Genomic DNA, 14,247 nt, shown 5'->3' with positions numbered 1-14,247 from the left:
GAACCGGGCCCCGTGGGTTCCACGGTCTCCCGGCCTCACTGCGCGCTGCCGGCGCACTCCGCCGCTTCTCAGACCATGATCCAACTACAGATGGCGGTGACCGCACACCCGGCGGCCTGCGGCGCCCGGGTCGCCGGCCCTGCGGACGGTCGCCCTGTCGGTGATCGCCGCTACGGTGCCGACGTGACCGAGACCACGTGGCTGGACGCCACCGCGCAGGCAGACCTCGTCCGTACCGGGCAGGCCAGCCCCGCCGAGCTGGTGAACGCGGCGATCGAACGCATCGAGCGGGTCAACCCGCAGCTGGACGCGGTGATCCGCGACCGGTTCGACGCCGCCCGCAAGGAGTCCGAGGGCGATCTGCCGGACGGTCCGTTCAGAGGCGTCCCGCTCCTGCTCAAGGACCTCGGCTGCCACGTCGCCGGGGAGGAGACGCACTACGGCACGTCCTTCCTCCGGGACGCCGGGCACCGCTGGCCCACCGACAGCTACCTCGCGCAGCGCTTCCGGACGGCGGGCTTCGTCGTCCTCGGCCGCACCAACGTGCCGGAGTTCGGCACCACGATCACCACCGAGCCGGCGGCGAACGCTCCGGCCCGCAACCCGTACGACACGAACCGGTCCACCGGCGGCTCCAGCGGCGGTTCCGCGGCCGCGGTCGCCGCCGGCCTGGTCCCCGTCGCCCACGCCAACGACGGCGGCGGCTCGATCCGCATCCCGGCCGCCGAGTGCGGGCTGGTCGGCCTGAAGCCCACGCGTGCCCGGGTCAGCCAGGGGCCGGACGTGGGGGAGGGCTGGGGCGGCGCCACGATCGACGGCGTCGTCACCCGCTCGGTGCGGGACACCGCCGCCGTCCTCGACGTCCTCGCCGGGCCCATGCCCGGCGATCCCTACGCCGCCCCGCCGCTGCCCCGTCCGCTGGCCGAGGAGGTCGGTGCTCCGGTGGGCCGGCTGCGCGTCGGCCTGCTCGACGCCGATCCGGGGGAGCAGTACCTGGACGACCCCGCCTGCCGGGCCGCCGTGGAGCTGGCCGGGCGGCTGCTGCAGCAGATCGGGTGCGACGTCGAGCCGGGCACGCCGGAGGCGATGTTCGACCCGCGGTTCCCGCGCTTCTTCACCACCACGATCGCCGCCGACATCGCCCTCACCCTCTCCGCGCTCGAGCGGGGGGCGTTGGGCCGCCCGATCGAGGACGGGGAGCTCGAGCCGCGCAACGTCATGTACCGCGCCGTCGGCCGGAAGCTCTCCGCCGAGGACTACGTCGGGGCGCGGACGTGGCTGGGGTCGTGGACCCGGCGGATGGCCGGCTGGTGGACGCCGCGCGACCAGGACGGCGAGGGGTTCGACCTGCTGGTGACGCCCACGATCGCCGCACAGCCGCCGGAGCTGGGCTGGCTCACCGCGGCCGGGCCGAAGGAGGAGGGCCGGCGGATCAACAGCCTGATGCCGTACACGTCGCAGTTCAACGTCACCGGGCAGCCGGCCATCAGCCTGCCGCTGCACTGGACGGAGGAAGGGCTGCCGATCGGCGTCCAGCTGGTCGCCGCGTTCGGCCGCGAGGACGTCCTGGTCCGGGTGGCCGCCGCGCTGGAGGAGGCGGCGCCGTGGGCGGATCGCCGCCCGGTGGTGTCGGCCTGACGGGTTCCGGAGCGGTGGCCGGCGGGGAGCCGCCTAGACTCGGGCGGCCACGGGGTGTGGCGCAGCTTGGTAGCGCACCTGCTTTGGGAGCAGGGGGCCGCAGGTTCAAATCCTGTCACCCCGACCGGACGAGCGGGATGCCCGCATCCCGCCACCGCGCGCGTGCCCCCGACGTCTCTAGACTCGGGGGTCGACCCGGCGTCACCGGACCCCGCGGGCGCCTGCAACCGCTGTCTTACCGAGGAGCACTGCCGCTGTGAAGAGCACCATCGAGGAACTGGGCCCCACGCGGGTCCGGATGGCGATCGAGGTGCCCTGGGGGGACCTGGACCACGCTTTCGGTGAGGTCTACAAGGAGCTGGGCAAGCAGGTCCGCGTCCCCGGGTTCCGCCCCGGCAAGGTGCCCAACCGGGTGCTCGACCAGCGCATCGGCCGCCCCGTCGTCCTGGAGCAGGTCGTCCAGCACGCCATCCCGGAGGTCTACTCCGAGGTCATCCGCGAGAACCAGGTGCGCGTGCTCGGCCAGCCCGACATCGAGGTCACCCGCCTCGACGACAACGACACCCTGGCCTTCACCGCCGAGGTCGACGTCGCCCCGCAGCTCGAGCTGCCGTCGCTGGACGACCTGGCCGTGACCGTCGACGACGTCGAGGTCACCGACGAGGAGATCGACCAGCAGGTCTCGGTCATGCGCGAGCGCTTCTCGATGCTGACCGGCGTCGAGCGGGCCGCCCAGGACGGCGACTTCGTCTCCATCGACCTCGAGGCCAAGCTCAACGGCGAGGTCCTCGAGGACGGCTCGACCACCGGCATGTCCTACGAGGTCGGCTCCGGCAACCTCATGGAGGGCCTCGACGACGCCGTCCGCGGGCTGTCCGCCGACGAGTCGAAGACCTTCCAGACCGCGCTCCTCTCCGGCCCCGACGCCGGCGAGCAGGCCGAGGTCACCGTCACCGTCCGCTCGGTGAAGGAGAAGGAGCTGCCGGAGCTGGACGACGAGTTCGCCTCCACCGCCAGCGAGTTCGACACCCTCGACGAGCTGCGCGAGGACGTCCGCACCCGGCTGGCCCGCACCAAGGTGATCCAGCAGGGCACGCAGGCGCGCGACAAGCTGGTCGAGCACCTGATCGAGACCATCGAGGTGCCGATCCCGGAGAACCTCGTCGACCGCGAGATCGAGTGGCGCAACCAGGCCTTCGAGCGCGAGCTGGCGCAGGCCGGCATGGACTGGGACGCGTTCCTCAAGATGTCCGGCGTCGAGAGCCGCGAGGAGTACGACGCCGAGCAGAAGAAGAACGTCGAGGAGGCCGTCAAGACGCAGTTCATCCTCGACGCCATCGCCGACGCCCGTGAGGTCACCGTCGCCAACGACGACCTCTCGGCGCAGATCATGGCGCAGGCGCAGCGCAACCGGATGAGCCCGGAGCAGTTCGCCCAGCAGCTGCAGCAGAGCGGCAACATCGCCGAGTTCGTCGCCGACGTCCGCCGCACCAAGACGCTGGCCCAGCTGCTCGAGCAGACGACGATCACCGACGCGTCGGGCAACACCGTCGACCTCGAGGCCGTGCGCCCAAAGACGGTGCAGGCGTCCGACGACGAGGCCGCCGAGGAGAGCACCGAGGAAGCCCCGGCCGAGGGTGACGACGTCGCCGTCAAGGCCGTCGCGACCGAGGCCGCCGAGGGCGCCACCGAGAACACCGAGGACGTCGACAAGGTCTGATCTGCGGTGCCACCACCGGCGACGCCGCCCTCCCCGCCCGGGGAGGGCGGCGTCGTCGCGTTCGCGGGGCTCCGGCGCTGCGCCGACGGCGAACACCGCCCGCGCGGGGACTGTCCCGTCGCAGGTCCGCGTTAGGGTCGACAGGACTCAGGCGATCGCCGGGGGGATCACCTCCCGGAGGGCCGTTCCGGGCCCCGCACCACACGAGAACGACTGCCACGACGCGTCCTACGGAGGTCACCGCACCCGTGAGCACCACCGACCCGATCCTGGCGAGCGCACCCATGATGCGTGGCGCCAGCGGCATGATGAACCTCGGCGACTCGGTCTACGAGCGCCTGCTGCGCGAGCGGATCATCTTCCTGGGCACCCAGGTCGACGACGTCATCGCCAACCAGCTGGCCGCCCAGATGCTGCTGCTGTCCGCCGAGGACCCCAAGCAGGACATCCACCTGTACATCAACTCGCCCGGCGGCTCGGTCAGCGCCGGCATGGCCATCTACGACACGATGCAGTTCATCGACTGCGACGTCGCCACCTACGGGATGGGCCTGGCCGCGTCGATGGGCCAGTTCCTGCTGACGGCGGGCACCAAGGGCAAGCGCTACGCCCTGCCGCACGCGCGGATCATGATGCACCAGCCCTCGGCGGGTGTCGGCGGCACGGCGGCGGACATCGCCATCCAGGCCGACCTGTTCCGCCGCACGAAGAAGGAGCTCAACGAGCTGCAGTCCTTCCACACCGGGCAGAGCATCGAGCAGATCGACAAGGACTCCGACCGCGACCGGTGGTTCACCGCGCAGGAGGCCCTCGAGTACGGCTTCGTCGATCACGTGGTGAGCAAGGCGGCCATGACCGACAGCGCCAACCCGGTCTCCGACAACTGAGCGCCCGAGGACACAGACAGATGAGCTTCGAGATGCCCTCCAGCCGGTACATCCTGCCCTCCTTCGTGGAGCGCACGAGCTACGGCATGAAGGAGTCCAACCCCTACAACAAGCTCTTCGAGGAACGGATCATCTTCCTCGGCGTGCAGATCGACGACGCCTCGGCCAACGACGTGATGGCCCAGCTGATCACGCTGGAGTCCGCTGACCCCGACCGCGACATCACGATCTACATCAACTCGCCCGGCGGCTCGTTCACGTCGCTCATGGCCATCTACGACACGATGATGTTCGTCCGTCCCGACATCCAGACCGTGGTCATGGGTCAGGCGGCCTCGGCCGCCGCTGTCCTGCTCGCGGCCGGGACGCCGGGCAAGCGACTGGCGCTGCCCTACTCCCGCGTGCTGATCCACCAGCCCTCGGGCGAGGCCGGCGGTCAGGTCACCGACCTGGAGATCCACGCTGCCGAGATCGAGCGGGTCCGGGTGCAGATGGAGGAGATCCTGGCCCGGCACACCGGCCGGTCCCAGGAGCAGATCCGCACCGACATCGACCGGGACAAGATCCTGACGGCCGCCCAGGCCAAGGAGTACGGGATCGTCGACCAGGTGATCCAGAGCCGCAAGCTCAACGCCCTCTCCTCCTGATCGATCGGTACGGGCCGGAGGCGCGCGCGACGCGTGTTCGGCCCGTACCGTCGGAGGTTCGAGGGCACGACGGGACAGAAGTGGAAGGCCTCAGGCGAAGCGGGTGAGTCATTGCCCGACCTCGTCGGAGGTGGCGGGTACGTTCGGCGAACGCCCGATCCCCGGCCGGAAGTGCTGGGAGTCGAGCCTCGCGGGGCAGCCTGTCAGCGGGGTCGAGCAGGGGCAGAAGACAAGCAAGCAGGGTCCAACCCGCGGGTACCTGACACCAGGACCGGCGACTGTCGAGGTGGAGGTCAGCAGGTGGCACGAATCGGTGAGAGCGGTGATCTGCTCAAGTGCTCGTTCTGCGGCAAGAGCCAGAAGCAGGTCAAGAAGCTCATCGCTGGCCCCGGGGTCTACATCTGCGACGAGTGCATCGATCTCTGCAACGAGATCATCGAGGAAGAGCTCTCCGAGTCGTCGGACCTGAAGTTCGACGAGCTGCCCAAGCCCAAGGAGATCCACGACTTCCTCGACCAGTACGTCATCGGCCAGGACAAGGCCAAGCGGACGCTTTCGGTCGCGGTCTACAACCACTACAAGCGGATCCAGGCCGGCGGCGCAGGCGCCTCCCGTGAGGACGCTGTCGAGCTGGCCAAGTCCAACATCCTGCTGATCGGCCCCACCGGCTGCGGGAAGACCCACCTCGCGCAGACGCTGGCCCGGATGCTGAACGTCCCGTTCGCCATCGCCGACGCCACCGCGCTCACCGAGGCCGGGTACGTGGGTGAGGACGTCGAGAACATCCTGCTCAAGCTGATCCAGGCCGCCGACTACGATGTCAAGCGCGCCGAGACCGGCATCATCTACATCGACGAGGTCGACAAGATCGCCCGCAAGAGCGAGAACCCGTCGATCACCCGCGACGTCTCGGGTGAGGGCGTGCAGCAGGCGCTGCTGAAGATCCTCGAGGGGACGACGGCGTCGGTGCCGCCGCAGGGCGGCCGCAAGCACCCGCACCAGGAGTTCATCCAGATCGACACGACGAACGTGCTGTTCATCGTGGGTGGCGCGTTCGCCGGCCTGGAGCAGGTCATCGAGGCGCGCGCCGGCAAGCAGGGAATCGGCTTCGCCGGGGAGATCCGCGGCAAGCAGGAGATAGAGGACGCCAACTCCTTCGCCGAGGTCATGCCCGAGGACCTGCTGAAGTTCGGCATGATCCCCGAGTTCATCGGCCGGCTCCCGGTGATCACCAGCGTCCGCAAGCTGGACCGGCAGGCGCTGATCAACATCCTGACCCAGCCGAAGAACGCCCTGGTGCGCCAGTACCGGAAGCTCTTCGAGCTCGACGGGGTGGAGCTCGAGTTCACCGACGACGCGCTCGAGGCCGTCGCCGACCAGGCGATCCTCCGGGGCACCGGCGCCCGCGGGCTCCGCGCGATCATGGAGGAGGTGCTCCAGTCGGTCATGTACGACATCCCCAGCCGTGAGGACGTCGCCTCCGTGGTGATCACCAAGGAGGTCGTGCTGGAGCACGTCAACCCGACGATCGTCCCGCGCAAGCCCACCCGCGCCCCCCGCGAGAAGTCGGCCTGACCTCCCGCTGAGCGTCGACGGCCCGTCCCCACCAGGGGGCGGGCCGTTCACGTTTCCTGGCGGCGCAGCGATGTGCGCCGATGGCGCGTTCCCGGCGCGCGGACCCGCCACAGCTGCACATCGCCTCACCGGAGCGCCGCCGCGCGCGCCCGGCACACCGCGAGGATCTCCCGGCGGCACGCCTCCGGCTCGCGCATCAGCCGGCGATAGCTGAACCGCAGCACCACCCAGCCGAGGGCGGCGAGCGCGACGTCCCGCCGGATGTCCCGCTCACGCGCCTCCGCGCTGCCGTGGAAGGCCGCGCCGTCCAGTTCGACGGCCACCTTCAGGCCGGGCACAGCGGCGCCCAGCCGGACGGTGCCGAAGGGCAGCGCCACCCGGTGCTGCTGCTCGAAGGCCGGCATCCCCGGTCCGCGCAGCACCTCCCGGACACCCCAGATCTCCAGCTCGCTCTGGCATCCCTGCTCGACCAGGCCGATCAGCTCGTCCAACCCGCGCCGTCCCGGCAGTGCGGGCTGGGCGGCCAGCCCCGCCCGCAACGCTGCCGGGCGCACGCGCCGATCGCGCAGCGTCTCGATGACGGAGCCGCGGGCCGACTCCACCAGCCGGCTCGATCCGCGCGCGGAGTGCGCCCAACCCCAGGTGTCGACGAGGGTGCGCGGCAGGTGGGTCACGGGCAGGTTCCCGAGCTGGTCGGCCGTGAGGTCCTGGACGCGGTGCACCCGGAGGCCCGGCCGTCGGAGCGCGCGACGCGAGGCGGGGATCGACACGTGGATGACGCCGTCCCTGGGGGCGAGGCGCCAGAGCGCCGCCGCGGAGCCGTGGCTCAGCACCCCGCGCGTCGCCAGCACGGCCGCCAGCGCCCGGGTGTGCCAGTCCTCCCACGCCTCCGGCAGGACGAGGACGCCGGGGTACGGGCGACGGACCCGTCCGGCCGCCACCCAGGCGCTCACCGTGTGCCGGTCGACCCGGCGGGAGAGCTCGGCCGACGTGCGGACACCGCCGGGGCCGAAGAGGGCGCGCAGGTCGTGGGCCACGGGAGCTCACGGTGCCGGGGCGGAGGCCCGCGTGGTCGTCGTCGTCGGGATCTGTGGACAGCGGCGCCGCTGAGCCCGGAGCGATGTGCGTGGAGGGCGGGTGGTCCGCCAGGGAACCCGCCGCCGACGCACAGTGCCCCACCAGCCGGCCCGGGTGGAGCCGCCGGACGTCCACGACGGGTCAGGGTCCCCGCGGCGGTAGCTTGCGGCCGTGAGTACGCGGTACGTGGCCCTGCTCCGCGCGGTCAACCTGGGCGCGACCCGACGGGTGTCCATGCCGCGGCTGCGCGAGGTGCTCGCCGCACGCGGCTACGGCGCGGTCCGCATGCACCTGGCGAGCGGAAACGTGCTGGTCGACAGCGGGTTGCCCGAGGCCGAGCTGGCGGCCGAGCTCACCAGGGTCATCGGCGAGGAGTTCGGGTTCGACGTCCCCGTCGTCGTCCGGACGGCGGACGAGCTGGCCGACGTCGTCGCCGCGGATCCGCTGGGCCACCTCGTCACCGACCACGCGCGGTACTCGGTGACCTTCCTCGCCGAGCCGCCGGACCCCGACCGGCTGCCGGCGCTGCCGCCCGCCGACGGTGGCGCGTACGAGCTCCGGAACCGCGAGCTCTACCTGTGGCTGCCCGAGGGCGTCCGCCGCAGCCCCATGGCCGGGTGGAGGTGGGACCGGCTGCTCGGCGTCGCCGGGACCAACCGCAACTGGAACACGGTCCGGAAGCTGGCCGAGCTCACCCGCTGACGAGGCGACAGCGATGTGCGCCGCGGGCGCGCTCCCGGCCGGGAAACGCGCCCGCGGCGCACACCGCTCAGGCGGAACTTAGGCGGAAATCAGGCCTCGGCGGCCGGAGCGAGGACGACGTCGACGGTCAGCTCGCCCTCGCCGGGCCGGATGGTCAGCAACTGGATCCGGCCGGCGTCGATGAGGTCGGAGCGGGCCGCCTCGACCAGCGGCACCTGGTCCGGTGCGGCGGTGACGGTCGCCGACTCGACGTCGGCCCGCATCGACTGCTTGGCGTCGGACTTCGCCTTCCGCACCGCGGCCAGGGCGGCCGCGGCCACGGTCACCACCGCGGGGTCGCCGTCGTCGGGCAGCTCGCCGGCCGTCGGCCAGCCCGCCCGGTGCACCGAGCCGGCCTGCCACCAGGACCAGACCTCCTCGGTGACGAAGGGCAGCACCGGCGCGAACAGCCGCAGCTGCACCGACAGGGCCAGCGCGAGCGCCGCCTGGGCCGAGGCCGCGGCGTCACCCGACCCGTAGGCGCGGGACTTCACCAGCTCGACGTAGTCGTCGCAGAACGACCAGAAGAACGTCTCGGTGACCTCGAGCGCCCGCGTGTAGTTGTAGGACTCCATCGCCGCGGTGGCGTCGTCGACCACCCGCGCCAGCGTGGCCAGCAGCGCGCGGTCGATCGGCTCGGTCACCTGGTCGAGCGTGTGCGCGGCCGAGGCGCCGGAGCCCAGGGCGAACTTGCCGACGTTGAGGATCTTCATGGCCAGCCGCCGGCCGACCTTCATCTGCGCCTCGTCGAACGGCGAGTCCGCACCCGGGCGGGCGCCGGCGGCGCGCCAGCGCACCGCGTCGGTGCCGTACCGCTCCAGCACGTCGATCGGCGTCGTCGCGTTGCCCTTGGACTTCGACATCTTTTTGCGGTCCGGGTCGACCACGAAGCCGGAGATCGTGGCGTGCGTCCAGGGCACCGCGCCGTGCTCGAAGTGCGCGCGGACGACCGTGGAGAACAGCCAGGTGCGGATGATGTCGTGCGCCTGCGGCCGCTGGTCCATCGGGAACACCTTGGCGAACAGCTCCGGGTCGGTGTCCCAGCCCGAGGCCACCTGCGGCGACAGCGACGACGTCGCCCAGGTGTCCATGACGTCGGGGTCGGCCATGAAACCGCCCGGCTTGCCGCGCTGGTCCTCGGTGAAGCCCGCGGGCACGTCGGACGACGGGTCGACCGGCAGTGACTCCTCCGGGGCCACGATGGGTGCCGAGTAGTCCGGCTCGCCCTCGGCGTCCAGCCGGTACCAGACCGGGAACGGGACGCCGAAGAACCGCTGGCGGCTGATCAGCCAGTCGCCGTTGAGGCCCTCGACCCAGTTGTCGTAGCGGTGCCGCATGTGGTCGGGCACCCACTGGATCTCCCGGCCGCGCGCGAGGAGGGCGTCGCGCAGGTCGGCGTCCCGGCCGCCGTTGCGGATGTACCACTGCCGCGTGGTGACGATCTCCAGCGGGCGCTCGCCCTTCTCGAAGAACTTCACCGGGTGGGTGATCGGCTTGGGCTCGCCCTGCAGGTCGCCGGACTCCTGCAGCAGTTCCACGATCCGCTGCTGCGCGCTGAACACGGTCTTGCCGGCCAGCTCGGCGTAGGGCTCCGCGGGCACGTCGGCCGGGGGCTCGGCCAGGATCCGGCCGTCCCAGCCGACGATCGCCCGGGTGGGCAGCTGCAGCTCGCGCCACCAGGTGACGTCGTTGAGGTCGCCGAAGGTGCAGATCATCGCGATGCCCGAGCCCTTGCCCGGCTCGGCGAGGCGGTGGGCCACCACCGGCACCTCGACGTCGAACAGCGGCGTGCGCACCGTCTTGCCGAACAGCGGCTGGTACCGCTCGTCGTCGGGGTGGGCGACCAGCGCGACGCACGCGGGCAGCAGCTCGGGCCGCGTCGTCTCGATGAAGACCGGGCCCTCGGGGCCGGCGAAGGCGATCCGGTGGTAGGCGCCGGGCCGCTCCCGGTCCTCGAGCTCGGCCTGGGCGACGGCGGTGCGGAAGGTGACGTCCCAGAGGGTCGGCGCCTCCTGCGCGTAGGCCTCCCCGCGGGCGAGGTTGTGCAGGAACATCCGCTGCGCGGTCGCCCGGGAGGTCTCCGAGATCGTCCGGTAGACGTTCGACCAGTCGACCGACAGGCCGACCCGGCGCCACAGCTCCTCGAAGGCGGACTCGTCGACCGCGGTCAGCCGCTCGCAGAGCTCGACGAAGTTGCGCCGCGAGATCGGCAGCTGGTTCTTCTCCGGCTTGGCCGGCGGCTCGAACGACGGGTCGTAGGGGAGCGCGGGGTCGCAGCGCACGCCGTAGTAGTTCTGCACCCGGCGCTCGGTCGGCAGGCCGTTGTCGTCCCAGCCCATCGGGTAGAAGACGTGCTTGCCGCGCATCCGCTGGTAGCGGGCGACGATGTCGGTGTGGGTGTAGCTGAAGACGTGCCCCACGTGCAGCGAGCCGCTGGCGGTCGGCGGGGGAGTGTCGATCGACCAGATCTGCTCGCGCGGGGCCTGCAGCGCGGCCTCGCGGTCGAAGCCGTAGGTGTCCTCGGACGCCCAGCGGGCGATCCACTTGTCCTCGAGGCCGTCGATCGACGGCTTCTCCGGTACGCCGACGGCGGCTCCCGGCGTCGCGCTGTCCGGGGTGCGGGAGTCGGTGACCATGGACCTCATCCTAGGAAGTGCACGACCGGCGACAGCCGCGGGAGCACCGAGGGAGGAGCGGACCGGGGCACGGAGCCGGTGCGGTGTCCCGGCTGGCATCCTGAGCAGGATGAGCAACAGCAGCACCGGTGACATGGCCCGGGTCGAGAACGCGCTGCTGGCCCGCTGGCCGGAGAGCCGTCTGGAGCCCTCGCTCACCCGGATCAGCGCGCTGGTCGACCTGCTCGGCTCGCCGCACCGGGCCATGCCCGTCATCCAGGTGGCCGGTACCAACGGCAAGACGACGACGGCGCGGATGATCGACGAGCTGCTGCGCGGTTTCGGCCTGCGGGTCGGCCGCTTCACCAGCCCGCACCTGCAGTCGATCCGGGAGCGGATCGTGCTCGACGGCGAGCCGGTGAGCGCCGAGCGCTTCGTCGAGACCTACGACGACATCGCGCCCTACGTGCAGATGGTCGACGCCGCCGGCGAGATCCCGATGAGCTTCTTCGAGGTCATGGTCGGCATGGCCTACGCGCTGTTCGCCGACGCGCCGGTCGACGTCGCGGTGATCGAGGTCGGCATGGGCGGCACCTGGGACGCCACGAACGTGGCCGACGCGCGGGTCGCCGTCGTCACGCCGGTCGCCCTGGACCACGCCGAGTACCTCGGGCCCGACGTCGGCACCATCGCCGGCGAGAAGGCCGGGATCATCGCGGCCGACGCGATCGCGGTGCTCGCCCACCAGGAGCCGGCCGCGCTCGACGCGCTGGTCCGCCGCGCCGTCGAGGCCGACGCCGTCGTCGCCCGCGAGGGCACCGAGTTCGGCGTGCTGGAGCGGAAGGTCGCCGTCGGTGGCCAGCAGGTCCGGCTGCAGGGCCTGGGCGGCGAGTACGAGGAGGTCTTCCTCCCGCTGTTCGGCGCCCACCAGGCGCAGAACGCGGTGACGGCGCTGGCCGCGGTCGAGGCGTTCCTCGGCGCGGGCGCCGCGACCGGCCCGATCGAGCAGGAGACCGTCCGTGCGGCGTTCGCCGCCGTCCGCTCGCCCGGCCGGCTCGAGCGGGTGCGCACCAGCCCCACCGTGCTCGTCGACGCCGCGCACAACCCGGCCGGCATGACCGCGACCGTGGCGGCGATCCGGGAGTCGTTCGACTTCACCCGCCTCGTCGGCGTCGTGGGCTGCGTGCACGGCAAGGACGTCCCCGGGATGCTCGCCGCGCTGGAGGAGGTCTGCGCCGAGCTCGTCGTCACCCAGAACGGCTCGCCGCGGGCCATGCCCGCCGACGAGCTGGGCGCGCTGGCCGTCGACGTCTTCGGCGCCGACCGGGTCAGCGTGTCGCCGCGGCTGGGCGAGGCGATCAGCGAGGCGATCGAGCTGGCCGAGGCCGGTTCCGACGACGCCCTCGGCGGCTCGGGCGTGCTGGTCACCGGCAGCGTGATCACCGCGGGCGAGGCCCGCTCCCTCCTCGCGCGGGGATCGCGGTGACCGCGCCCGACCCGCTCCGCGCGGCGAAGGCGCTGCGCGGAGCGGCGGCCGCGGTGCTGGTCCTGGAGGGGATCGCGGTCCTGTTCGTGCCCCGCGGCATCGCGCAGACCGAGGAGGGGCTGGGCGGCGGCCGGCTGACGGTGCTGCTCGTGCTCGCCGTCGTCCTGATCCTGGCCAGCGGCATCCAGCGCAGGGAGCGCGGCTTGCTCATCGGCACCGCCCTGCAGCTGCCGCTGCTGCTCACCGGCCTCTACACGAACGCCATGTGGTTCGTGGCGGGCGCCTTCCTGCTCATCTGGGCCTACCTCCTGCAGGTCCGCAAGCAGCTGGTGGGGACCGCTTTCGGCCCGGTGCGGGCGCCCGACCCGGCCGACGGCGGCGGGGACCCGGCGGCCACCCCGTAGGCTGCCCCCCCGTGACCGAACGCACTCTCGTCCTCGTCAAGCCCGACGGCGTCTCCCGCGGCCTGGTCGGCGAGGTGATCACGCGGCTCGAGCGCAAGGGCCTGCGCCTGGTCGCCGCCGAGCTGCGCACCCTGACCGCGGAGGTCGCCGAGACCCACTACGCCGAGCACCGCGAGCGGCCGTTCTTCGGCTCGCTCGTCGAGTTCATCACCGGCGGCCCGCTGATGGCCCTGGTCGTCGAGGGCCCGCGCGCCATCGAGGCGTTCCGCGCCCTGGCCGGCGCCACCGACCCGGTGAAGGCCGGGCCGGGCACCATCCGCGGCGACTTCGCCCTCGAGGTCCAGAACAACATCGTGCACGGCTCCGACTCGCCCGAGTCCGCCGCGCGCGAGATCGGGCTGTTCTTCCCCGACCTCGGCTGACGCGCCGGGATCAGGGAGCTGATCACGCGGTGTCCTCCCTTCCGCTCTGCGGTGAGGGAGGACACCGCACGATCAGGTGGGCTGATCGTGGCTCGGGGTCCGGGGAGTGGCAGGCGGGTCAGAGGTCGGGGTCGGCCGGCTCCTCGGGCGCGGTCCAGGCCAGGTGCCAGTAGGCCAGCAGGCCGGCGGTGAACCAGAGCAGGAACCCCAGGCACAGCGCCATCTCGACGTGGCCGGTGAGCGCGACGACGGCGACCGCACCGGTCCACGCCGCGAACGTCAGCGCCGTGCTCGGCCAGCCCATCGCGCTGAAGGACCGTTCGCGCACGCGCCGCTGGTGCTCGTCGAGGGACCGGGCGTCCCGGTCGAACACCCCCCGGATGCCCAGGTTGAGCACCGAGTGCAGCGGGATGAACGCGAGCAGGCCGACGGTCCAGGCGAGGAAGTACGACGTCGTCCACCCCTCGCTCGTCGCGGCCGCGGCCACCGTGACGGCGACCAGCGCCGTCAGCAGGCCGGCCTCGGCCACGACGGCGCGGCGGCGGACCGTCAGGGAACGGGCCCAGGCCCAGCGGCCGTCGTCGAAGGTGCGGGCGAGGTAGGTCTGGTCGGGGGAGCTGCTCATGACGTCCTCCTGAGGAGTTCCTCGCTGAGCGAGGGCAGCGGGTCGAGCGAGAACACCGCTTCCACCGGCAGGTCGAAGAAGCGGGCGATGCGCAGGGCCAGGGCCAGGGACGGGCTGTAGTCGCCGCGCTCCACGTAGCCGATCGTCTGGGGATGGACCCCGACGGCGTCCGCGAGTTCTTTGCGGCTCACGCCGCGGTCGGCCCGGAGCACCGCGATGCGGTCGTGGACCTTGTCCGCCTCCGACTTCGACTGTCGCCCCATACGACGAACCGTAGCATTAATACAACAGGGCGCCCAGGGCTCGGCTCGTCCTCCCTCGTCGTGCGGCGTCCTCCCGCGGCGTCTGCGGTGAGGGAGGACGCGCGACGATCAGGTCATCTGATCGTCGCCCGACCGGGGCCGGTGGTG

At 72.1% G+C, this 14,247-nt stretch carries 13 protein-coding genes and 1 tRNA gene; 10 read left to right on the top strand and 4 right to left on the bottom strand.

Annotated features, from left to right (window positions below; translation table 11 throughout):
• Positions 1-183: 183 nt before the first annotated feature.
• The 6 genes from ACI790_RS10765 to clpX all read left to right on the top strand — a co-directional run bounded on the left by ACI790_RS10765 (position 184) and on the right by clpX (position 6,467).
• Positions 184-1,638, top strand: a complete 1,455-nt coding sequence (locus tag ACI790_RS10765; protein WP_456569779.1) for an amidase — start codon at positions 184-186, stop codon at positions 1,636-1,638.
• Between the two features lie 50 nt (positions 1,639-1,688).
• Positions 1,689-1,762: transfer RNA gene (locus ACI790_RS10760), tRNA-Pro, on the top strand.
• 132 nt (positions 1,763-1,894) lie between these two features.
• The gene (gene tig / locus ACI790_RS10755) at positions 1,895-3,358 is read left to right on the top strand and encodes a trigger factor (RefSeq protein WP_456569778.1); all 1,464 of its coding nucleotides are present in this window, start codon (positions 1,895-1,897) and stop codon (positions 3,356-3,358) included.
• A 248-nt stretch (positions 3,359-3,606) separates the two neighbouring features.
• Complete coding sequence (locus tag ACI790_RS10750) at positions 3,607-4,245, top strand: ATP-dependent Clp protease proteolytic subunit (protein ID WP_442864491.1); 639 nt, start codon at positions 3,607-3,609, stop codon at positions 4,243-4,245.
• A 20-nt stretch (positions 4,246-4,265) separates the two neighbouring features.
• The gene (locus tag ACI790_RS10745; RefSeq protein ID WP_456569777.1) at positions 4,266-4,892 is read left to right on the top strand and encodes an ATP-dependent Clp protease proteolytic subunit; all 627 of its coding nucleotides are present in this window, start codon (positions 4,266-4,268) and stop codon (positions 4,890-4,892) included.
• A 300-nt stretch (positions 4,893-5,192) separates the two neighbouring features.
• A complete protein-coding gene (gene clpX, locus ACI790_RS10740) occupies positions 5,193-6,467 on the top strand; it encodes an ATP-dependent Clp protease ATP-binding subunit ClpX (protein WP_456569776.1) in 1,275 nt (424 codons plus the stop codon).
• Between the two features lie 125 nt (positions 6,468-6,592).
• On the opposite strand, the gene ACI790_RS10735 is transcribed toward clpX, so the two are convergent.
• Positions 6,593-7,504, bottom strand: a complete 912-nt coding sequence (locus tag ACI790_RS10735) for a DUF559 domain-containing protein (protein WP_456569775.1) — start codon at positions 7,502-7,504, stop codon at positions 6,593-6,595.
• 211 nt (positions 7,505-7,715) lie between these two features.
• On the opposite strand from ACI790_RS10735, the gene ACI790_RS10730 reads away from it, so the two are divergent.
• Positions 7,716-8,246: a DUF1697 domain-containing protein gene (locus ACI790_RS10730; RefSeq protein WP_456569774.1), complete on the top strand. Its 531-nt coding sequence runs from the start codon at positions 7,716-7,718 to the stop codon at positions 8,244-8,246.
• Positions 8,247-8,335: 89 nt separating this feature from the next.
• On the opposite strand, the gene valS is transcribed toward ACI790_RS10730, so the two are convergent.
• A complete protein-coding gene (gene valS / locus ACI790_RS10725; protein WP_456569773.1) occupies positions 8,336-10,921 on the bottom strand; it encodes a valine--tRNA ligase in 2,586 nt (861 codons plus the stop codon).
• A gap of 109 nt (positions 10,922-11,030) precedes the next feature.
• Here valS and ACI790_RS10720 point away from each other — a divergent pair, with 109 nt between their 5' ends.
• From ACI790_RS10720 to ndk, 3 genes are read left to right on the top strand one after another with little or no spacing between them, the layout of a single operon-like run.
• Positions 11,031-12,386, top strand: coding sequence for a bifunctional folylpolyglutamate synthase/dihydrofolate synthase (locus tag ACI790_RS10720; RefSeq protein WP_456569772.1), 1,356 nt, complete (start codon positions 11,031-11,033; stop codon positions 12,384-12,386).
• Entirely contained in the window at positions 12,383-12,790 is a 408-nt protein-coding gene (locus ACI790_RS10715; protein ID WP_456569771.1) for a DUF4233 domain-containing protein, read from the top strand. The genes ACI790_RS10720 and ACI790_RS10715 overlap by 4 nt, the downstream gene beginning before the upstream one ends.
• Before the next feature lie 11 nt (positions 12,791-12,801).
• Complete coding sequence (ndk, locus tag ACI790_RS10710) at positions 12,802-13,212, top strand: nucleoside-diphosphate kinase (RefSeq protein WP_456569770.1); 411 nt, start codon at positions 12,802-12,804, stop codon at positions 13,210-13,212.
• Positions 13,213-13,330: 118 nt separating this feature from the next.
• Here ndk and ACI790_RS10705 read toward each other — a convergent pair whose 3' ends face one another.
• The gene (locus ACI790_RS10705) at positions 13,331-13,837 is read right to left on the bottom strand and encodes a hypothetical protein (RefSeq protein ID WP_456569769.1); all 507 of its coding nucleotides are present in this window, start codon (positions 13,835-13,837) and stop codon (positions 13,331-13,333) included.
• The gene (locus ACI790_RS10700; protein ID WP_456569768.1) at positions 13,834-14,100 is read right to left on the bottom strand and encodes a helix-turn-helix transcriptional regulator; all 267 of its coding nucleotides are present in this window, start codon (positions 14,098-14,100) and stop codon (positions 13,834-13,836) included. Before ACI790_RS10700 ends, ACI790_RS10705 begins: the two co-directional genes overlap by 4 nt.
• Positions 14,101-14,247: the final 147 nt, after the last annotated feature.

This window comes from Blastococcus sp. SYSU DS0539 (assembly GCF_054050855.1).
Note: the sequence above shows the minus strand (reverse complement) of the source record. Positions and strands in the feature narration are given on the sequence as shown.

Bases quoted from the DNA above. Each gene is read 5' to 3' on its own strand.
- ACI790_RS10745 (WP_456569777.1), top strand. From the start codon at position 4,266: ATGAGCTTCGAGATGCCCTCCAGCCGGTACATCCTGCCCTCCTTCGTG.
- ACI790_RS10705 (WP_456569769.1), bottom strand. From the start codon at position 13,837: ATGAGCAGCTCCCCCGACCAGACCTACCTCGCCCGCACCTTCGACGAC.
- valS (WP_456569773.1), bottom strand. From the start codon at position 10,921: ATGGTCACCGACTCCCGCACCCCGGACAGCGCGACGCCGGGAGCCGCC.
- ACI790_RS10720 (WP_456569772.1), top strand. From the start codon at position 11,031: ATGAGCAACAGCAGCACCGGTGACATGGCCCGGGTCGAGAACGCGCTG.
- ACI790_RS10700 (WP_456569768.1), bottom strand. From the start codon at position 14,100: ATGGGGCGACAGTCGAAGTCGGAGGCGGACAAGGTCCACGACCGCATC.